The 21,525-nt window shown below is 64.1% G+C and carries 14 protein-coding genes; 4 read left to right on the forward strand and 10 right to left on the reverse strand.

Going from position 1 to position 21,525, the window contains the following annotated elements:
- Nucleotides 1-40 precede the first annotated feature (40 nt).
- Nucleotides 41-979, reverse strand: a complete 939-nt coding sequence (locus OVA24_RS04960) for an alpha/beta hydrolase (protein WP_267674079.1) — start codon at nt 977-979, stop codon at nt 41-43.
- Nucleotides 980-1,119: 140 nt separating this feature from the next.
- Nucleotides 1,120-2,142, reverse strand: coding sequence for an adenosine deaminase family protein (locus OVA24_RS04965; RefSeq protein WP_267674080.1), 1,023 nt, complete (start codon nt 2,140-2,142; stop codon nt 1,120-1,122).
- Nucleotides 2,143-2,265: 123 nt separating this feature from the next.
- On the opposite strand from OVA24_RS04965, the gene OVA24_RS04970 reads away from it, so the two are divergent.
- A complete protein-coding gene (locus OVA24_RS04970) occupies nt 2,266-3,060 on the forward strand; it encodes a tRNA threonylcarbamoyladenosine dehydratase (RefSeq protein WP_267674081.1) in 795 nt (264 codons plus the stop codon).
- A gap of 54 nt (nt 3,061-3,114) precedes the next feature.
- Here the strand turns inward: OVA24_RS04970 and ykgO are convergent, their stop codons facing one another.
- Together ykgO and OVA24_RS04980 are read right to left on the reverse strand one after the other, a co-directional pair.
- Nucleotides 3,115-3,279, reverse strand: a complete 165-nt coding sequence (gene ykgO, locus OVA24_RS04975) for a type B 50S ribosomal protein L36 (RefSeq protein WP_267674082.1) — start codon at nt 3,277-3,279, stop codon at nt 3,115-3,117.
- A gap of 52 nt (nt 3,280-3,331) precedes the next feature.
- Nucleotides 3,332-3,958, reverse strand: coding sequence for a methyltransferase domain-containing protein (locus OVA24_RS04980; protein WP_267674083.1), 627 nt, complete (start codon nt 3,956-3,958; stop codon nt 3,332-3,334).
- A 123-nt stretch (nt 3,959-4,081) separates the two neighbouring features.
- On the opposite strand from OVA24_RS04980, the gene OVA24_RS04985 reads away from it, so the two are divergent.
- Both OVA24_RS04985 and OVA24_RS04990 read left to right on the forward strand, forming a co-directional pair.
- Entirely contained in the window at nt 4,082-5,233 is a 1,152-nt protein-coding gene (locus OVA24_RS04985; RefSeq protein ID WP_267674084.1) for a phosphotransferase enzyme family protein, read from the forward strand.
- Entirely contained in the window at nt 5,230-6,384 is a 1,155-nt protein-coding gene (locus OVA24_RS04990) for a glycosyltransferase family 4 protein (RefSeq protein ID WP_267674085.1), read from the forward strand. The genes OVA24_RS04985 and OVA24_RS04990 overlap by 4 nt, the downstream gene beginning before the upstream one ends.
- Before the next feature lie 378 nt (nt 6,385-6,762).
- On the opposite strand, the gene OVA24_RS04995 is transcribed toward OVA24_RS04990, so the two are convergent.
- The 6 genes from OVA24_RS04995 to OVA24_RS05020 form a co-directional block, all read right to left on the reverse strand.
- Nucleotides 6,763-7,980 (reverse strand): class I SAM-dependent RNA methyltransferase, encoded by a 1,218-nt coding sequence (locus OVA24_RS04995; RefSeq protein ID WP_267674086.1) that lies wholly within the window; start codon nt 7,978-7,980, stop codon nt 6,763-6,765.
- A gap of 135 nt (nt 7,981-8,115) precedes the next feature.
- Entirely contained in the window at nt 8,116-11,148 is a 3,033-nt protein-coding gene (locus tag OVA24_RS05000; RefSeq protein WP_267674087.1) for a PQQ-dependent sugar dehydrogenase, read from the reverse strand.
- A 65-nt stretch (nt 11,149-11,213) separates the two neighbouring features.
- Nucleotides 11,214-11,867, reverse strand: a complete 654-nt coding sequence (locus OVA24_RS05005; protein ID WP_267674088.1) for a PEP-CTERM sorting domain-containing protein — start codon at nt 11,865-11,867, stop codon at nt 11,214-11,216.
- A 13-nt stretch (nt 11,868-11,880) separates the two neighbouring features.
- On the reverse strand, nt 11,881-16,275 hold the full coding sequence (locus tag OVA24_RS05010; protein WP_267674089.1) for a PA14 domain-containing protein: 4,395 nt from the start codon (nt 16,273-16,275) through the stop codon (nt 11,881-11,883).
- A complete protein-coding gene (locus tag OVA24_RS05015) occupies nt 16,272-17,231 on the reverse strand; it encodes a thrombospondin type 3 repeat-containing protein (RefSeq protein WP_267674090.1) in 960 nt (319 codons plus the stop codon). The genes OVA24_RS05010 and OVA24_RS05015 overlap by 4 nt, the downstream gene beginning before the upstream one ends.
- Nucleotides 17,232-17,342: 111 nt before the next feature.
- On the reverse strand, nt 17,343-18,254 hold the full coding sequence (locus tag OVA24_RS05020; RefSeq protein ID WP_324287897.1) for a nucleotidyltransferase family protein: 912 nt from the start codon (nt 18,252-18,254) through the stop codon (nt 17,343-17,345).
- Nucleotides 18,255-18,320: 66 nt separating this feature from the next.
- Between OVA24_RS05020 and OVA24_RS05025 the strand changes: the two genes are divergently transcribed.
- Nucleotides 18,321-21,368: a DUF7133 domain-containing protein gene (locus OVA24_RS05025; RefSeq protein WP_267674092.1), complete on the forward strand. Its 3,048-nt coding sequence runs from the start codon at nt 18,321-18,323 to the stop codon at nt 21,366-21,368.
- Nucleotides 21,369-21,525 lie beyond the last annotated feature (157 nt).

Here is a 21,525-nt window from a genome sequence, read left to right on the forward strand (position 1 = left end):
GACGAATTCATTGTCGGAAAAGTGATCCGTCTTTTGCGGATCACTTTTTCAGCATGTCGATCAGGAACGACTCGCTGGTCGGGTGCTTCGTATCCGGCGCACCTGGGTGGACCAGCTTGCACGGGACCTTCAGCGCGGTGAGTTTCGCGTGCAGCGGCACACCGTAGTTCGCGGAGTGTGTGGGGTCCTTCTCCGGCTGTCCCATGGCGGGAAGGGTGGTGTAGATCAGGTAGATGGGAGGATCATCCGCGCTGGCATGCTCGATCGGTGAATACTCCCGGATGAGCGGCAGCAGTTCCTCCCGCTTGGACAGGAACTCGGCGAAAAGGGTATCACGGGATTTCACGCTCGCCGGGTCCATGAAGCCGAAGGCGTGGCCGCCGTAGCGGCTGTTCGGCGTCCATTCCTTGCACTGCTGCGGGTCGAGGGAGGTCTGGCCGCGGGTTCCCGCCGCGCACAGCAGACGGGTGGACTCACGGGCGATGGGGTCGCTGCTTTTCGGGTCGGCCATGTCGTCGTGCATCGCCAGCCACAGGCTGGTGCAGGCACCTGCGGAGCCGCCGGTCGTCGCCACGCGGGTTTTGTCGATGTTCCACTCCGCGGCCTTGGAGCGGACGAACTGGAGCGCGCGCGCCGCGTCCTCCAGCGGTGCCTTCACCGGCGGATGGATGCCATCGACCTGCGCCTGCCACGTGTAGCGGTAGTTGATGGACACCACGGAGATGCCCTTGTCCAGATAGGCCTTGAAGTCGGTCTTCTTGTCCTTGTCGCCCGCCGTCCATCCGCCGCCATGCACGAAAAACAGGAGAGGAGTGGGCTTGTCCGAGGCTGCCTTGTAGAAATCCAGCACCTGCCGTTCGTGGGTGCCGTAGGCGACATCGGCCGCAGTGGGTGGCATCGCCGCTTTGGCGGGCTTCACGGGAGTTTCCGCCGCGATGGCGGCCAGCGGCAGCAGGGCGATCAAAAGGGTTTGGCGCATGATCGGAACATGACGACCCACGGCGCGGAGATCAACAGGGGAAACGGACGGAGCGCGGACTTCAGTCCGCCCCGGAGACTCCAGACACTGCAGGATGGAACCCTTTGCGAAGCCAAGCGGACTGAAGTCCGCGCTCCGTTTCACGGCAGCAGGAACCGATGCCGTTCCGCATGGGAAATGCCCAGCGCCAGCAGCGGGTCCGCATCCGCCCCCAGTTCCCGGCCCACGATCTCGTGTTCATGCCGCAGGTTCGTGTGCACCAGATACGGATTGTCCGTGTTGATGCAGTAGGCGATGCCCTCCTTCGCCAGAGTCCTGACGAAATCACCCACACAGGCGAAGTCCGGCACCACCCGCGTCACGCGGTTCACCGTCGGGCAGAGTTCCAGGCAGATATCATGTTCCTTGAGGATGGAAATGATCCGTTCCCGCTGTTTTCCCTCCGCTTTCCGCAGCTCGATCCCGTGGCCGATCCGGTCCGGCCGCACCGTCTCCAGCACGCGCAGCATGCCTTCCGGGCCGGTGCCCTCGCTCTCTCCCACGTGGTAGGTGATCTTCAGCCCGGCGTCGCGCGCCTTCTCCATCATCGCGGCCACCTCGCTCATCCATGGCTTGCTCAGCTCCAGCGAGCGGGACTCCGGCCCTGCCATGTCGATACCGACCACGCCGTTCGCCCCGTTGAGCGAGCCGCGGCTTTTCCATTTCACCGCCGCATCGATGATCTGCCAGTTCGCCTCCAGCGGCAGGTCCCGCCCGAGGGACAGGATGATGCCCGTCGCCACCCCGTAGTGGAGGGAGGCCCGCTCCAGCCCCTGCATGACCGCGAGGATGATGGCGTCCATGGTGTGCAGCCCGTGGCGCATGCGCTTCTGCGGGTTGAAGCGCAACTCCAGCGACTGCACCCGCGCCCGGCGGTAGGCCTTTGCCACCACCTGGTAGGCGGACACGCTTGCGGCGGAGGGGGAGGACTGGATCTCCTCCGTCACCTGGAAGTAGCGGCCCAGGAAATCATCGAGCGACTTCACTTCATCCGGCTTCGCCGTCAGGGAAGCGTGGAAGCTGTTGAAATCCACATACTCCGTCCTCAGCCCGTTGTCGCAGAGGATCTCCCAGAGCACGGAAGACGGAACCGCGCCGCCAAGGTGGATGTGCAGGTCGTGCATGCGCCATTGTGCCGGAGCACCCGCCGCTTGGCAACCCGCATGCCGATCCAGTCATGGCTCCCATTTCAAACCGGGCCGTATTTTGTTGCGTGACTCCCGCGCGTTCCGGGACATCTTGCGCGCGTGTCTGAGACGGATTCCCACCATCGGTTCGGCGGCATTGCCCGGCTTTACGGTCAGGCGGCGCTGGAGCGTTTCCTGAAATCCCGCGTCGCCGTCATCGGCATCGGCGGGGTGGGGTCGTGGGCGGTCGAGTCGCTGGCGCGTTCGGGCATCGGCCACCTGACCTTGGTGGACTTGGATGAAATCTGTCTGACCAACGTGAACCGCCAGCTCCACGCGATGGACGGCCAGATCGGCCGTCAGAAGGCGGATGCGATGGCGGACCGCGCAAAGGCGATCCACCCGGACTGCGACGTGCGGATCCTCCACACCTTTTTCACGGAACGGAATGCCGGGGAGATCCTCGATCTGGGCTTCGACGCTGTGCTCGATGCCATCGACTCCGTGAAGCACAAGGCCCTGCTGGTGGCGGAGTGCCACCGCCGCGGCATCCCCGTCGTCACCTGTGGCGGGGCGGGCGGCAGGAGGGATCCCACCCGTATCCGCGTCACGGATCTGGCCTACAGCGGAAAGGACGCTCTGCTCCACCAACTGCGCCGCACCCTGCGGGCGGACCATGCTTTCCCGAAGACGCCCATCAACAGCAAGCCGGACCCGCTGGGCATCGACGCCGTCTTTACCGACGAGCCGCCGCTTTTCCCGCAGTACGATGGCTCCGTCTCCTGCGAGCGTCCGGAAGGCACGAACCTGCGCCTGTCCTGTGAGTCCGGCTACGGCACCGCCACGCACGTGACGGCCAGCTTCGGCCTCATCGCCGCGGGCCGGGTGCTGGAAAAGCTCGCCTCGCAGGCATGAAAAAAGCGGCCGGATGGGCCGCTTCCTTCGAAAATGGTTGGATCCGCGTTCGGATTATTTGACGCCCTTCTTCGAGAGGCGGGTGCCGACAGTCGCGCCTTGGCGGGCCTTGAACTTCGGGTTGCTCTTGCAGATGACGTAGACCGTCCCTTTGCGTTTCACGACTTGGCAATCAGCGTGACGGCGTTTCGCGGAGGCGAGGGAAGAGAGAACTTTCATGGCTGAAAAATGGTTGGGGCTGCCGGTGGCGGGCGCGACCGGGACGCGGAAGCTACCGGGCGGGACCGGGATGTAAAGCGATTTCTTGTCCTTGTCGGAAAATCGCCAGATGGCGGTCCACGGATTTGCCGGGGGCGTCCGGCAGCGGGCGGGACTGGGCGTGCCGCAGGTTCGCGACGAGGCCGGCTCCACGGGTCCGCAGCGCGGCGACGAGCAGCTCGTGCTCCCGGTCGAAATACGACGTGCAGACCAGCAGTCCGGAGGGCTTCAGCCTGCCCAGCGCATTGCCCAGCAGGCGGTCCCACACGGCGGGTTCATGCCAGTAGTTCTGGTGGCGGATGAAGATGAAATCAAAGGCGGGCAACTGCCGCATCCGGTCCGTGGCGGCGGCGTCCCCGCAACGGAACCCGATCTCACCGTCCGGCAGCGCCCAGCGGGCCGCCGCTTCCGCGATGGCATCCGGACGGAGATCGATTCCCAGGTAGAAGCCGATCTGCATCGGCTCCAGTGCCTTGGCCAGCGCGCCGGTTTCGTCCGCCCGGCCACAGGCCAGATTCAGCACGGCGAGCGATCCCGCCGCCTGGAATTCCGCGGCCCGCAGGCCGTCGCGCAGCAACGCCTCCAGCCGGACGACGTCCTCGTCCGTGCCCGGGTAGCGGAATGGCCTGCGCTGGATCACGCGCGGAGGTTTTCCGGAATGCGGCGCTTTGGCAATACCGGGGAACGGTGGGGGAGATGGCCCTCCCGGCGCCCGCCAGTCGGCATCCTTGCAAAAATGCGTCGATTTGGTCACAAGTTCCCCGTGCCTCCGACATCGCCGACCCGCCCGATCAATCCGCAAGTCCAGAAGCTGGTGGCGGACATCGGCAACCAATTCGCCGTCCAGGGGGAATTCGTCCTCGGTGAGGAGATCGACAGCGGCCACATCAACTCCACCTACCGCGCCAGCTACCGGCTCCCGGACGGCGCGGTGGAGCGCTACATTTTCCAGGCGATCAACCGCAACGTCTTCAAGGATCCGTATGCGGTGATGACCAACGTAGAGCTGGTCACCCACCACATCAACGGCAAGGTCCTCCGCCGGAAGCATGACCTGGGCGGGCAGACGCTCAACCTTTTCCCCGCCCGTGTCGGGGGATTCTGGGTGGAGGACGCGCAGGGGGCGGTGTGGCGCTGCTACAACCACATCGAGGACTGCGTCACCTACAACATCGTGGAGAACGAGCGGCAGGCCTACCAGGCGGCCCACGCCTTCGGCGCGTTCCAGGATCTGGTCAGCGACCTGGACGCCTCCGTCATCATCGACACCATCCCGGATTTCCACAACACGCGGAAACGCTACGACCGCCTCGCGGAAATCATCGCCGCGGATCCCTGCGGGCGTCTGGAAAGCGTCCGGGCGGAGGTGGATTTCATCCAGGCGCGTGAAACCCTCGTGGACATCCTGCTCGATCTCGCCGCTGCCGGGCAGATCCCGCTGCGCGTCACCCACAATGACACGAAGATCAACAACGTCATGATCGACGCGCAGACGGATGAAGCCGTCTGCGTCATCGACCTGGACACCGTCATGCCCGGTCTGGCGCTCTATGACTTCGGCGATCTCATCCGCACTGCCACCAGCCCAGCGGCGGAGGATGAGCAGGACCTTTCGAAGGTGAAGATGCAGATGCCCATGTTCGAGGCACTGGTCCGCGGCTATCTGGATACGGCGGGCGGTTTCCTCAATGAAACGGAGGTCCGCTACCTGGCATTCTCCGGGAAACTCATCACGCTGGAAGTCGCCATCCGTTTCCTGACCGACTACCTGGAAGGAGACGTGTATTTCAAGATCCACCGCCCCGGCCAGAATCTCGACCGCTGCCGCAACCAGATCCAGCTCGTGCGGGAAATCGAGGCGCAGGAACCGGCCATGAACGCCTTTGTCGAACTCCAGCGCCGTCAGGCCCGATGAAAGTCGCCTATGTGACTCCCTATGCCTCCGGGGATGTCCACGCCTGGTCCGGCTCGGTTTTCCATGTGCGGGAGGCGCTCGCAAATGCCGGGTGTGACATCCTGCCGGTGGATAGCCTGAATCTCAAGGCGGCGAAGATCGAGGGCAAACTGATGTCGCTGGCCTTCAAATACCTCACCGGAAAAACGTTCCTCAGCGACCGCACTCCGGGAATCCTGAGAGCTTGTGCGGAGCAGGTGGAATTCCGCTGCGAACACATCGGCCCGGATGTCATTTTCAGTCCCGGCTCCATCCCGATCGCCAAGGTGAAGTCCGACAAGCCAATCGTGTTCTGGACCGATGCCACCTTTGCCGGGATCAAGGACTACTACCGGGATTTCTCAAACCTCGCCAAGCTGTCGGTCTGGCAGGGGAGTCGTGCGGAACAGCAGGCGCTCACCAACTGCTCGCTGGCCATCTACACCTCGGAGTGGGCGGCGAAAAGCGCGGTGGACCACTACGACGTCGATCCCGCCAAGGTGAAGGTGGTACCCTTCGGGGCGAATGTCTCCGCCGCCCGGGACGAGGCGGTGGTGCGCGGGCTGGTGGCCGCGCGTGATCTGGAGACCTGCGAGCTGCTCTTTGTCGGTGTCGATTGGGAGCGCAAGGGCGGTCCCATCGCGCTGCGGACGGCGGAGATCCTGAAGTCCCGCGGTCTGGCGGTCCGCCTGCATGTCGTCGGGTGTGAGCCTCCCGGGGAACTGCCGGATTTCGTCGTTCGGCATGGATTCATCTCGAAGAAATTCCCGGCCGGCGCGGCCCGGCTGGCGAAGCTGTTTTCGGACGCGCATTTCCTCATCGTGCCATCGCGGGCGGAGTGCTTCGGCCTGGTCTTCGCGGAGGCGGGATCGTTCGGCCTGCCATCGCTCGCGGCCATCACCGGAGGGGTGCCCTCCGTCGTCACCTCCGGGAAAAACGGCATGCTGTTCCCGTTGGAGGATGAGGGGGAGGGATACGCGGATTTCATCCAGGCACAGATGGCGGACCCGGCTGCCTACGAAGCGCTCGCGCTTGGATCCTTCGAGGAGTTCAAGGCGCGCCTGAACTGGGACGTCGCGGGTGAAACCGTCGTCTCGCTGATGCGGGGATTGGTGGGGCAGCGAATCTCATGAAAGGTTCTGCGGGGTGGATGCCCCCTCCGCCGAAAGGGAAAATGACAAGCTTTCCCTTTGCCTCTCCGAAGCAGGGTCTGCCGGGGCAAAGGGACATGAAAGGGAAAGTGGCATTTCAGCCTCCGCCACCTCAGGCATGATGGTGCTCCGACGGTAGTGATTGAAAATGAACGACGTGAGCATTGGAACTCCCTCACGACGGCACAAAGGGAAAAAGGGACACGAAAGGGAAAAGTGATATTTTCCCGTTTCCGGAAAGGGAAAGGGAAACCGGGGGTCTATAGGAGACCCCCGGTTTCCTTTTCCTGGTGCCTTTGCAATGGAAAGGCTCACGCCGCGCAAGCCATTGGAAACGGCGAGCCATCGAGCGGGATGGAATCAGACCTTCACCAGTGTCATCACGCACTCCAGATGGCGCGTGTGAGGGAACAGGTCGAACGGCTGCACATCCGCCAGTTGGTAGCCGCCTTCGGAAAGCTGCTTCAGGTCGCGCACCTGGGTCGCCGGATCGCAGGATACATAAACCACGCGTGACGGGCCGAACTTGATGAGCTGGTCCAGGAACTCCGGCGTGCAGCCTTTGCGTGGCGGGTCGATCACGACGGCGGAGTCGGCGGCGGGGAAACTGATGACGTCGAAAATCGCCTCCGCCGATGCGGTGAGGAACTCGGCGTTGGTGATGTTGTTGCCCTTCGCGTTCTTCCGCGCCCATTCGCAGGACGTTTCGGAAACCTCGACACCGGCGACTTTCTCGAAGTGCTTCGCCAGTGTCAGTGCGAACAGGCCGGAGCCGCAGTAGGCATCCACCAGATACTTCGCCCCGGCGGCGACCGCCTGCTTCGCGACGTAGCCGGTGAACAGCGGCAGGATGAACGGGTTGTTCTGGAAAAAGTCTCCGGCGAGGAACTGGAAGGTCAGGTCGCCCACTTTCTCGATGGCCGTCGCCTTCGGGTTGGTCTCCACCTTTTCCGCAGTGGCCCGCAGCAGGATGGTCGCGCCGCGCTTGTAGCGGTGGGTGTTGCCGCGGATGTCCTCGCGGATCGCGGGCAGCGCGGCGTTGATCTCCTTCATCGCGATCGGGCACTGCGGCACGTCCACCAACTGGGAGCGGCGGCCGTTCATGAGGAAACCGATGGGGCCGATGCGGCCATCCTTCTCCTTCTCGAAATGCGGAGTGATCTTCGAGCGGTAGTTCCACACCTGCTCGGAGGAAAGGCAGTGGTTCACCGGATACTCGATGCCCGCCATGTGCTTCATCAGCTCGCCCACCTGACGGGTCTTCCAGGCCAGTTGCTGGTCGTAGGAAAGGTGCTGGTACTGGCAGCCACCGCAGTCGCCGAAGATCGGGCACCCCGGTTCGACACGTTCCGGGGACGGCTTCAGCACCTCCACCAGATCCGCATGGGAGCAGTTCTTGTCATTGCGGAAGACGCGGGCGCGTACGGTTTCGCCGGGCAGGGAAAACGGCACGAACACCACCCATCCGTCCACCCGCGCCACCCCGGATCCCAGGTTGGTGAGGGACTGGATCTCCACATCAATTTCCTGATGGTAGGCGAAAGGATGCGGGACAAACTTTTTGGGCGGGCGCTGCATGGGACAGGGCGGGCGAGCCTGTGCGGGGATCGCGGACGGGGCAAACGAATTTTATGGGAGGCGCCACCAAGGTTCCGCCATCGGGAGAAATCCAACCACAGATGAACGGGATGTACGCAGATGAAGAAAGGCATTTCACGGGCCAGGCGTAAGAACCACCGTCGCCTCGTTGGAAATCAGCCCCCGCGAGTCGCTCACAGTATAACGGAACGAGTCTTCCTTCGGGCCGGTGGCATCCGGCGTGTAGGTTAGTTTTCCGGTGGCTCCGGAAATGCGGATGGTGCCGTGGACCGGTGTCTCGGTGATGCTCACGCCATGGATGCCCAGCGGGGCGTTGAAGCCGACGTCATTGTCCAGGACGTCGATGGCGGTGGGGCCGGACCTTTTCACCTGGATCTCATCATCCTCCGCCACCGGTTCCTGATCGGTGGTGGATGACCGGCGGTAGGCGTTCTCGGGGATGATCCCGCGGGTGATGCCCGGGCCGGACCATGCCAGCTTCACCGTCGCCCCGGGGGTTGATTTGTAGAACTCCACCACCAGATCCGCCGGCCTGCCCGCGGTGAGCTGGATGGGACCGGAGCGTTCCGTGGCGGGTTGGTCCGCCCAGGAGTCGATCACCTTCACCCCGTTGACGATCACCCGGATGCCGTCGTCGTTGGTGGCGATGAAATTGTAGGTTCCGGATGCCGGGGGGATGACCTCCCCATGCCAGCGCACGGAGAAGTTGCCGACGCCCACCTCCTCGGCGGGGTAGCCGTTGCCCCAGTCGAAGTCCACGGCGGGATCGGTCCGGCTCAGGACGAGCTCGTCGAAACGACTGCCCTTGTAGTAGTCTGCCTGCAGGCCGGGCTGGGTATTGGGTGGAAAGCGGTCGTCATCCAGGCTGCGGATCCAGTCCTCCACCAGCGCCACCGCCTTCCGGTCCACCACGTTCTTGCCCAGCGGCGGCATCTGCTTGTCCCCGGTCACGCCCATGCGTGCGGCCAGCACGGAGTGCGGGAGATCCCCGGCGGCCACCACGCGGTCCTGCGCCCCGGTGAAAGGCCGGTTGACCATCCCGCGGACCAGCTTCTGGGCGGACAGCGGGCGGGTGTAGGTGGCGTCGAAATTCGCGGCCACACCGCCGGGGTGGTGGCAGTGCGCACAGTTCGCATCGAGATAGGATTTCACCCGGTCATCGAGCGAGGCATGCGGATCGTGCGGGTCCACGGCCCTGACCAGCGTGTGGGGATCGCGTTTTCCGAAGGACTCCCCGAAGTGCCCCAGGCGGTTCCAGGATTCCAGTTGTTCGGGAGAAAACTGGTGGGAACGCAGGCCCAGCACGCTGCCCGCCTCCGGGGTGTGGCAGGTGAAGCAATCCGAACGGCTGGGGAAGGTCCATGTCTGTGACCGCTTTTTGCCATCCTTTCCGGTGATCTGGAACCTGCGGTTCTCGCGTTTGGAGATCAGCTCCGCATCCGTGCCCGCCTCGTTCCACCGGTAGGTCACGCCGTAGTAGTGGCCGCCTTCGCCATGGACGAAGAACCGTGTTTCCACCGGTTTCACTTTCGTGGGGTCGCGGTCATCCACGGGCAGGGCGAAGTGCTTCACCAGCACCGTGCCCACCGGGAAATCCCACTCACCCTGCTCCCGGTAGCGGACCTTTTCCGCGCCGGAGGGGAGGGAGATCCAGCGTTGCTTCGCCGCGCCGTCCGTCCACAGTGGGGAGTTCACCGCGTAGGGCAGGAGGGCGGGGGAGGGGACGAGTGCGGCGGTGTCTGTGAATGCACCTGTCTGGGAAAGCAGGCGCGGTGGTTCGGGCACCGGCGTCCCGGAGCGGATCAGCCGGTGGATCTTCCCCGTGTCCGTGCCGGGATCACCCAGCTCGATGAAATACGGCTCCCCGTCCGGTCCCTCGCTGATGCCGGAAAGCAGGCGCTTGTCCCCGGGGGAGCGCGGTATGCCGGTGAGGAACTCCGCCTCCACGTGCTTCGCATCGGACTGGTCGAGCGCATGGATGCTGCGCGACGCGTGGTCTCCGAAGATATACCTGCCCGTCAGCGTCCCGGCATGGGCGGAGCCTCGGTACACCATCCCGCCGATCACGCAGCCGCCCATCGTGCGCGCGTAGTCGAACACCGGCGGCACTTCCTTTCCGATCAGTTTCGCGGGCTTCTTCATCGGCCCGTCGATGCTGCCTTCCTTGTAGGGCCACTGGTGGTTCCCACCCTTGCGGGCGATGGTGATTTCCTCCCGCGAGTCCTGCCCCACATCCGCGACGAAGATTTCCCCGGTCTCCTCATCCAGGCACATGGAGTGCGGGTTCCGCGTGCCGATGCTCCAGAACTCCTCCAGCACCCCGCCTTTCTGGTCCAGCCACGGGTTGTCATTGGGGATCGAGTAGCCCTGCGTGAAGGTCTCCGGCCAGCCTGCGGGAACGGGGATGGCCTGCGGCCTCCGCCTCACGGGGTGCGAGCGTGCCGGGTCCTGATCGACATCGATCCGGAGAATCCCGCCGAACAGCCGGTCGTTGATCTTCTGCCCGGACTTGTAGAAATCCTTGCTCCCTCCCTCATCGCCGATCGCCAGGTAAAGGAAGCGGTCCTGCCCGAAGAACATCCCGCCGCCCGTGTGCCACGCATGGCGGTCAAACTGCTGGATCATCACGAACTCGGAGGCCGGGTCGATGGTGGCCGCGCCATCTGCGATGGTGAATCTCGACAGCCTCAGGTAGTTCGGCGTCGCGGGGTCGAAGTCACCCGGCTGTTCCGGCACCCACTGGTAATAGACATAAACGTGTCCGCGGTTCGGGCTGTCCGGGATGTTGAAGTCCGGGTGGAACACCATCGACATCATGCCGGAGTCGCCGAAGCCCAGCGTGTTCGCGCTCAGGTCCAGCGCCAGCACTTTGTCCTCCGGCTTCGCATCCGGGGTTAAGGGGATGTGCCAGATCTGGCCGTTGCGGCAGATCACGAACCCCTTGGAGGGGTCACGTGGATCCGCCGCCAGCCGCACCGGATCGACGAAGGTCAGGTTCGGAAAAGCGTCTGCCAGCGCCCAGTTGCCGCTCGGTCCCGGCGCGGACTTCGGGAAGACCCCATTGAGGAACGGTCCTGTCTCCGCGTGTCCGGGCAGACAGGCGGCGAGCGCCGCGATGGTGAGGAAGCTGGTGAAAAATCGACGCATGGACCCGGAACCGGATGCGCAAAGCATTCTCCGGGCCGCCTGTCCGCGCAACCGCAGATGTCCTCTCAGCGCTTTCTCCGCAGCGCGAGTCCCAGCAATGCCAGCCCTGGCAACGCCATCACCGAAGGCTCCGGAACCGCCGTGACAGAGGCGAGCTGCATGTGGTAGGACACGCCGTTGTAGCTTCCGTTCACGGAGCCGAGGATCATCTCGGAAGGCTTCGCCGCATCGGATACGGAGAAAGTCGGCGGCTGCAGGGAATCCACGGACGGCCACTTCCATTCGTCCGCCGCCAGCATGATCCACTCCGCCACCCCGCTGTTCAGGTCCTTGGTCGTGTAACCCCAGATGTAGGCCTGCGTGTTTTCGGCGAAAGGCGCGGCGTTGCTGCCCAGGGTGGCCGTCTCGATCACCTGCTGTTCCGTCTTGTCATACATCGCGGTCTGCAGCACCACCCAGTTCGCGGCCCACTCCGCCGGTGATGCACCGCGCGGGTCGAACCCCGCGGTGAACGTCCCCAGCTCGAACTGGATGTTGAGCGGCGTTCCGCCGAAGGTGGTGGTGCCGTCCGCCATCAGGCTGGTGGTGAACGCATCGCTCGCCCAGACGATCTGGATGGTCTTTTCACTCGTCAGGCTTTCGTAGCTCTGAGCGCATGCGGGCTGGATCGCGGCGAGCATGAGCAGGCCGGCGACCGCGGAAATGGGGGGGATTTCCATGGTTCGGGGGGTGTCAGGGATTCCAGGGTAGCGGGACGAGATGGAGATTGGAAGCCTGGTTACGCTTCATAAATGCGGCTTCCGCGGGCGCGAAGATGGGGAGATCGCTGTTGTCCGGGCTGCCCGGCACGGTTTCCCGCCACGGGTCCGCGAGGGTCGGGTGGTCGAGCAGGTAGAAGATCCTGAACGCACTGTTCCGCATGAGCTGGAACTGGTCGGCATTGCCCACATTGGTGGACGGGGTGAATCCCGCCAATGGATCGCACATGCCGCGTTGCCGGGGAGTCATCGGCAGCGGAAAGGGGGATGCGGTGAGGTTCACACCCTGCCGGAGCGTCTGGCGGAATGCATTCCCCCGCACCTGGCCGCGCAGGACGATCCGGGTGGTGGGCACGCCCGCCTGACGTTTCACGAAAACGCCCTCTCCTGCGGAAATGATCCTGCCGCCACGGTCGCCGCCGCCGGGGACGAAGGCGCGCCACTGGTGCGTCGCGTTTCCGGGACGTGCGTCCAGCAGGTAGAAAAGCTCGAACCTCGGCTGGGAACTGCCGTCATTCACGTAGAACTGCACCTGGTCCGCCTCGCCCGGGTTGGTGGAGCCTCTGAACAACTCCTTCGGGAATGTCCCGCCCAGCGTGTGGTGTTCGCACAGGACCAGCCCCGCGCCCGCCAGATCCGGCGGCGTGCCTGACAACTGGATCTCGCTTCCGGAGATGGAGGTGACGTCGAACCGTCTGCCCTCATGGCTGCCGGTGGTGATCTCGACATAGCCGGTGGCTGCGGGCGGCTCTCCCATCACCTTCAGCTTGTTGCCGGTGACTGACGTCACCTTGGACGAGAACACGACGTTCCTGAACGGATTTCCCAGCGTGCGCGTGCCTGCGCCGATTTCCGCCGCCAGCCAGCCCAACGGCAGGGTCACCGCGCTGCCGCCGGCCGGTTCCAGTGTCACCTTCAGCCGCGCGAACCCACTGTCCGCACTGGTGCCGGGGCGTCTTTCCAGGCCCTGGAAAGCCAGCTTCTCATACCCGCTGCCATCCGGCGAAATGACCGGCGTCCCCGCCAGCGTCCATGTCACCAGATCCGGGCTGGTGAAGACCTCGTAGCGAACTCCGCTCAGGTCCACCGGACGGCGGACCGTGAACGATACCGCCCCGCCTTCCTCCACCAATGCCAGCGGCTCCCCTCCGGCGAATGCACCACTCTGTGGAGAGCCGCCCAGAGCGAATTCCAGCAGGTCGGGATAGAGGTCGCCGTCGCCGTTGGCGGTCGCACTGCCCGCGCCTGGCGTGGATGCCGCCCATGCCGCGAAGTCGAACGGGATGGAGAGCGTCACCGTCGCGGTGCCGGATGTCGTCCCCTCCGGGTCCGTCACCGTGTAGGTGAAGGAATCACTGCGGGAGGAGAGGCCGTCGTGGGTGTAGACCAGGCGTTTACCCGCCCCGTCGATCCTCACGGTGCCGTGGGCCGGTGGGGTCTTGATCGCCACACCATGGATGCCCAGCGGCGCGTCGCCGTCGTCGTCATTCGCCAGCACGTTCAGCGTGGAGGATGCGCCGTGCGTCACGGTGAAGGCGTCATTCCGTGCGACGGGGGCGGCGTTGAAGGGTTGCGAGAGGCGGTAGGCGGACGCCGGGATCGCCTGCTTGGAGATACCCGGTCCGGTCCATGCGAGGGAGGCCACGGAGCCGCCGGTGGCTTCGTAGTATTCCACCACCAGATCGACCGCCTGGTTTGCGGTCAGGGTCACCGTGCCACTGTGTTCCGTCGGTGGCTGGTCGATCCACGCGTTGATCACGTAGCTGCCGTTGATCTTCACGCGGATGCCGTCGTCACCGGTGGCATGCAGCGTGTAGGTGCCCGTCGCCGGTGGGATGAGTTTCCCCTGCCAGCGCACGGAGAAGTCGTCCTCGCCGGTTCCGATGCCCGGGGATGCGTTCTCCCAGTTGAAGTTCACCGCCGTGTCCACCCGCGAGAAGGCGAGCGTGTTGAAATTACGCCCCGTATAGTAGTCACCCCGGATGCCGAAGGAGGCGTCGGCGAAACCCTCGCTGTCCAGGCTGCGGATCCAGTCCTCCACCAGCGCGACCGCCTTTTCATCCACCAGGTTCTTGCCCAGCGGGGGCATCTGGTTGGCACCTGTCACGGAGAACCGGCCGTGCAGCAGGGAACGGGCGACGTTGCCCGGGTCCACCACCTTGTCCGTCTGCCCGTTGATCGGCCGGTTGATGAGGCCGCCGACGATGCCCTGTGCGAAAAGCGGGGTGCTGAAGGTCGCATCGAAGTTCGCGGAGACGCCGCTCGGGTGGTGGCAGTGGGAGCAGTTCGCATCCAGGTAGGACTTCACCCTCTGGTCCAGCGATGCATGTGGATCGTGCGGATCGACCGCGCGCGGAAGCGTGGCCGGATTCCTGGAGCCGAACGACGTGCCGAAGATCCCCAGCGCGTTCCACGTCTCCAGTTGGTCGGACGTCCTGCCGGTCAGGGAGTAGTAGTGATCCCCCGCGAGCTGGTGGGAGCGCAGGCCCAGCACGTTGTCCGATGCGGTGGTGTGGCAGGTCCGGCAGTCCGACCTGCTGGGAAAATCCCAACGCTGCGTCCGCGTCGTCCCGTCGGTCTTGGTCACGGTCATCTCGCGTGATCCGCCTCCGGTCATGAGCTGGGCATCCGTGCCCGCCTCGTTCCAGCGGTAGGTCACGCCGTAGTACGTCCCGTTCGACCCATGGACGAAGAACCGTGTCTCGACGGGCTTCACGATGGAAGGGTTCCGCTCGTCCACCGGCAGGGCGAAGTGCTTCACCAGCACCGTCCCCACGGGGAATTTCCACGCGCCGGTCTCACTGTAGGTCACCCGCTCCGCCGCCGTGTTGTGGGTGCCGTTGTTGGGAATGGCGATCCAGCGCTTCTTCGCCGCACCGTCCGTCCACAGCGGGGAGTTCACATCGTAGGGGATGAGCCCCTGGGCCGGGGTCAGGGTGGCCAGGTTGCTGAAAGCTCCGGTCTGTGACAGCAACTGCGGCGGATCCGCGACCGCGCCGCCGGTCCGCACCAGCTTGTAGATCTTTCCGGTGTCCGCGCCGGTGTTCCCCAGCTCCATGAAATACACCTCACCGTCCGGCCCCTCGCAGATGCCGGACAGTCCGGCCTTCGTTCCGCCGGAGCGTTTCACTTCGGTCAGATACTCGGCGGATGCGGCGGCTCCCTGCGGGCGGTTCAGCGCATAGATCGCCTTCGTGTTGTGGTCGCCGAAAATGTACTTCCCGGTCAGGGAGCCGGAGTGGAGCGAACCCCGGTAGACGATCCCGCCGATGATGCAGCCACCCATCGAGCGCCCGTAGTCATAGACCGGCGGGTTGTCCTCGCCGATGAGATTGGCGGGCTTGGCCTTCGGTCCGTTGGCCAGGCCTTCCTTGTAGGGCCACTGGTGGTTGCCGCCCTTTTTGGCGATGGTGATTTCCTCCCGCGTCCCTTGCCCGACTTCCGCGATCCAGATGTCACCCGTCGCCTTGTCGAAGTGCATCGAGTAAGGACTGCGCGTGCCGATCGACCAGAACTCCTCCAGGATGCCGCCGGCGGGGTCCTGCCATGGATTGTCATTGGGGATGTAGTAGCCCTGCGTGTAGCTCTGGGGCCAGCCGCTCGGCATGCTGAGCTGGACCGGCTGCCTGCGGATGGGGTGGGACTTTTCCGGATTCCGGTCCACGTCGATCCTGAGGATGCCGCTGAAAAGCCGGGAGTTGATCTTCTGCCCGACGCCGTGGGAATCGTTCGCGTCCCCTTCATCGCCGATCACGATGTGGAGGAAGCCGTCCGGCGCGAAGAACATGCCCCCGCCGCCATGCCAGTTGTGGCGGTCGTATTGCTGGATCAGCACATACTCGGAAGCCGGGTCAGCCACCGTCGATCCATCCGGTACCGTGAAGCGGGGCACCCGCATGTAGGAGGATGAATTGACGTCATTCGAGATGGCGGTGGGGATGTATTGGTAAAAGACGTAGACGTAGCCGCGGTTGGGGCTGCCCGCCACGCCGAACTCCGGGTGGAATGCCATGGAGAGCATCCCGGTGTCCCAGTAGCCCCAGGTGTTCGCCTTGCGGTCGAGGAACCTGACTTTCTGCGCCGATGTCGCGGTCGAGGAGAACGGGATCCTCCAGATCTCCCCGTTCCGGCAGATGATGTAGACATGGGCCGCGCTCGTCGGGTCCTTGATCATCCGGACCGGATCGACGAACGTGAGGTTCGGGAATGCGTCCTCGACCCCCCAGGTTCCGGTGGGACCGGGGGTGGTCTGCGGGAAGACGCCGTTGAGATAGGCGCCGACCGGCTGCGGGGCGTCCAGGCCGGGGGCGGCTCCGCAGATCGCGGGGAGGGAAAGCATCACTGCCAGCGTGAGGAGGAACTTTTTCATTTCACGGCTGGCTTGAGGGTGAAGCGGAAGAAGAGCGTCGGCTTCGCCGGGTCCTTCGTGACGGAGGTTTCCACCAGGTCCGGGCGGTCCGTGAGCAGGTCGTGATCCACCGGGTGCCAGGTCGTAAGGTCCTCGCTGGCCTCCAGGATGTAGCCGCTTTCCGCGTAGGGATTGCGCGCGAGCTTCAGCTTCACCTCATCTCCCGTCGCCTCCAGCACGGGAGATCCGGAGGCGGAGGCATCCGTCGGATCGGTGCCCAGGAAATACTCCAGTGCGTTCGGCAGGCCATCACCGTCCGGGTCCAGGTCCGCCGCCATGGCGTCCGTATCCTTGCCGAAATGTTCCGCCAGCCAGGTGGACTCCGGCACGGGGACAGGCCGCAGCGCCCGGCTGATGAGGTGCTTTCCATTCCTGCCCGCATCACCGACGACGAGGGAAATCGAATGCTCGTCCGTCGTCCACACGATGGCGGGTGCCACTGTGGAGGTTGCGGCGGGCCACTTCCACGGGGCGCTGGTCATCAGCACCCACTCCGGGCCTTTCGTCAGGTCATCGCCGTTCTTCGCCCAGAAATGGATCTTCGCTCCGGCGGGGACATCGCCATGGGCATCGGTCTCCACCGTTCCGGCAAAGCGCCGCTCCTCGGCATCATAGACTGCCGTTCCGAGTTCGCGCCACTCCGTGGTCCAGCGTTCACGGTTTTCGAAAGTGGGTGTGAAACCCTCACGGAACATGCCGATGGTCATGGAATATCCACTATCCCAGGTGCGACCCTTGCTGTCGGCGTTCTCGACATATCCCTTGCTCCCCCAGTGGATGGTTCCGGCGTCGCCTTCAAACGGAAGGATCGCGATGGCCAGCAGCAGAAAGGGGAGGGATGGGGAGAAAAATATACGCTTCCGACGGGTGTCGGCATGGATATCCTTCTCCGCCGGGGGGGCGTGGAGATAGGTCATGAGGTGGGGGGGATAGCGTCCGGATGTTATGAATCCGCACCTGCCCTAACAATACCCGCAATCGCGTAAGCCCCGGAAAATTGGCGTAAATCCGCCTTTTTCCGGATTTTATTACATATCTTCGTCAACATGCTGCCCGCTCACCGGCGTGCCGGAGCAGACGATGCACCGCTCCAACCGTGCGCCCGGCAAGACTTGGCTTCCGGCCCAGATCACGGAGTCGATCACCTCCGCACCGGCTCCGATGACCGCGCCTTCACCCACAACGGATCGTTCGATCTTCGCTCCGTCCACCTTCGCGGACGGGTGGATGGCATCCGCCAGTGCCAGCTTGCCGTGGGCTTCCAGGTAGGATTCCCGCTCGCCGAGGTCCAGCCACTCCCCCTCGTCCAGCACCACCGCGCCCAGCTTTCCTTCCCGGGCGAGTTCCAGAAATGCGGGGATCACCGAAATTTTTTCGTCCTTTGGCAGCATTTCGAGGAACACCGGATTGATACAATAAATACCGGTGAACACATGTGTTCCCTCCGCCTTGCCCAACATCCCACGGATGTCCGTCACCCGGTCCTCGATATGGTTGAGGGCGATGTGCCGGGCCTCGCCGAAGGATCTCACCGCCAGCGTGACCGGCAGGCCGGAGGCTTTGTGCGCCGTCACCAGTTCATGCAACGGCAGGGTGGAGTAGATGTCACCATTGTGGACCAGCAGCGGCTCGTCCCGGATCCAGCCTTCGATGTTTTTCAGGCCTCCGCCCGTTTCAAGCAGGACAGGCTCGTGGAAAAACGTGATGTCCTTTCCGCCGCCGAATCCCTCCCACGCTTCCGGGAGGTGGTGGGTGTTGATGGCGAAGCGGCTGACGCCGGCACGCTCGCAGGCGTCCACCGTCCACGCCGCCAGCGGGCGCTGGTGCAGTGGTACCAACGGCTTGGGGAGATGGTCGGTCAGCGGCCTGAGTCTTGTCCCGAGTCCCGCTCCCAGTATGAATGCCTGCGTCATGTGGCTTGATTTGTCCACGCTCTCCATCAATTTCAAGTCACCTGTGCTATTTCCCTGAGGAAAACACAATTACTCTCCGTATAACCCCGACCCATGCGACCAAGCAGACTGATCCCAACCGTCATCCTCGCCGCACCCGCGCTGTCCAGCGCACTGCCCGAAGGATTCGTGATCCGCGAGTTCGGCGGCCCGCCGCAGCTCGAGTATTCCACCGCCGTCAGCGCCGCCGCCAACGGCGACGTCTATGTCTCTTCCGACAAGAACGGCTCGCTGGGCCATGAGAAGAATTTCGGCAAAATCGTCCGTGCACGCGACACCAACAACGACGGCAAGGCGGACGAGTTCGTGGACTTCGTGCCGGATGTGGACAGCCCCCGCGGCGGCCACTACACGGGCGGCACCTTCTACCTCATCCACCCGCCGTACCTCAGCGCCTTCCGGGACACCAACGGCGATGGCGTTGCGGATGAGAAAAAGCAACTGGTGAAAGGGTTCGGCTGGGGCATCGAGCACCCCCGCGGTGCGGACCACACCACCAACGGCGTGCGCATGGGCATCGACGGCTGGTTGTATGTCGCCGTCGGTGACTTCGGCATGCCGGACGCCGTCGGCGCGGACGGGAAGCGCGTGACCCTCCAGGGCGGCGGTGTCGCCCGGGTCCGTCCGGATGGCTCCGACCTGGAACTCTACACGGTGATGACCCGCAACATCTGCGACGTCGCCATTTCCCCGTATCTCGATCTTTTCTCCCGGGACAACACCAACGACGGCAAGGGCTGGAACACCCGCTTCCACCACTTCACCCATCTGGCGGACGCCGGCTATCCCCGTCTTTACCAGAACTTCGCGGATGAAACGGCGCTGCCGCTCGCGGACTACGGTGGTGGTTCCGGCACCGGCGGCCTCTACCTCCATGAGCCGGGTTTCCCGAAGAACTACGGTGACATGACCTACACGACGGACTGGACCACCGGTAACGTCTATTCCCACCCGATGAAGCCCTTCGAGGCCACCTTCGTCACCGGGCAGGAAGTCTTCGAGAAACTTCCCCGCGCCGTTGACATCGACGTGGACGGCTTCTCCCGCCTCTATCTTGCGGACTGGCGCAACGGTGCGTTCAACTACGACAAGAACAAGCAGATCGGCTTCGTCCAGCAGGTCATCGTCCCCGGTGAAAAACCCGCCGCTTACGTCGATGTGACGAAGGCGACGGACGAGCAGCTCATCCCGCTGCTCGCATCCCGCAGCGGCGTGCAGCGCCTGGAAGCCCAGCGCGAGATCATCGCCCGTGGCAAGAAGCCTCCGTTCGCCCAGGGCATCCTGGCCATCGCGAAGGACTCCAAGCAGGAGGCCTACTCCCGTGTCGCCGCCATCTTCACGCTCAAGCAACTCTTCGGCAAAGAGGCGAACAAGCCGCTGCTTGAGCTCGTTTCGGATGATGTCGTCCGTGAGTTCGTCCTGCGTGCCGCCACCGACCGTCTGGGTGAACTGGATGGCATCCCCGCCAAGCCATACCTGGATGCGCTGAAGGACAAGAACCCGCGGGTCGTCCAGCAGGCGCTCGTCGGTCTTTCCCGCCTGAAGGAAAAGGCCCCCGGTTCCACGACGGCCATTCTTGAAGCTTCGGCCGGATGGTCCCGTGACGCATCGAAGCTCGGCAAGGGCGAGCACTACCGCCTGCCCCACACCGCCGTCAAAGCGCTCGCCGCCATCAAGGATGTGAAGCCCTTGCTCGCCGGCGTGACGAAGGACGCGGGCCAGCGTGACTATGCCCTGCGCGCGCTCCAGGAGATCCACGGCATGGAAGTGGTGGACGGCGTCATCGCCATCTCCGCCGGCACCCAGGACAAAGCCGTCCTCGAAGGTGTCGTCGGCACACTCGCACGTCTCTACAACATCGAGAAGCAGTGGGACCTGAAGGATTGGTGGAGCACCCGTCCGGATGACCGCGGACCCTACTACAACCCGGTCACCTGGGAAGGCACCCCGAAGGTCAAGGCGGCCATCGAAAGCACCTTCGCCAAACTGCCGGAGGCCTCGCAGATGCCGTTGGTGCAGGTCATCGCGAAGAACCGCATCCCGCTCGGTGACCTCAAGCTCGGCAACCTCGATCCGGTGATCATCGCGCTGGATTCCGACAAGCTCTTCGGCGGCCAGCACACCGTTCTGGAGGACGCCGCGAAGGATCCGAAGCGCGCGTGGGAACAGCGCATCGCCTGCTACGCCGCCCTCAAGAAGGCCGGTGGCGAAGGCGCGCTGAACTCCGCGGTGAACATCCTCGCCCAGTGGTCTGGTGAGGCGAACATCCCGGACGCCGCATCGCAGAGCGTCAGGGACTTCATCAACGACCCGTCACGCGGCAAGGAAGTGGACGCCCTGCTGAAGCTCGGCTCCAGCGCCGGTGATGCCGGAAGCCGCATCGTCTGGACCTCCCTCCTCACCGTCTACAAGAGCCCGCTGGCCAAGGATGACGTGAAGGGCAAGATCAAGAAGGGCATCGACAAGAACCCGCGCGAGATCGGCTTCTTCCAGGCCATCACGGACCTGAAACTCTCCGGTTTCGACAAGCAGATCGAAGTCGGGATGAACAGTGACAACCGCATCCTCATCGATGCCGCGAAGGCCGCGAAGGAGGCGGGTGCATCCGGCGGCGCCGGCAAGAAAGTCGCCGAGCTTCCCGTCGCGGACGTGTTCAAGCACGCGATGGAGAACAAGGGTGACGTGAAGGTTGGCGGACGCCTCTACACCGCCCAGGGCTGCATCGCCTGCCACGCCATCGACCCGAAAGCGGAGCAGAAGGGACCTTACCTTGGTGCCGCAGGTGCCAAGTTCACCCGCGACTACCTCATCGATTCCGTTCTGGATCCGAACAAGGTCGTCGCCCAGGGCTTCCGCACCGCGACCTTTGCGATGAAGGATGGCAAGACCATGCACATGGGCTTTGTCACCGGTGAGGCGGATGGTGTCATCTCGCTGCGCGACATCGCCGGTCAGGCCAGCAAGATCAACCGCGCCGATGTGAAGGAAGAGAAGGAACTGCCGACTTCCATGATGCCTCCGGGCCTCGGCGGCACGCTGACCCTTGAAGAGTTCACCTCGCTCGTAGAGTACCTCGTCTCTCTCAAAGCCGTCGGCGGCTGAGGAGGGAGGACATTGCGGCAGAGCCGCTATGTCCGCTTCTCTCCCATTCTTGTCCTCCGGTTGCAACAGGAACCCATTATCAAAGGGAGCGGAGAAATCCGCTCCCTTTTTTTATCCGCCAATGCCGCCGGTGGAAAGGGCCACCAAGGATCGACAT

Source organism: Luteolibacter sp. SL250, assembly GCF_026625605.1.
Taxonomy (GTDB): Bacteria; Verrucomicrobiota; Verrucomicrobiia; order Verrucomicrobiales; family Akkermansiaceae; genus Luteolibacter.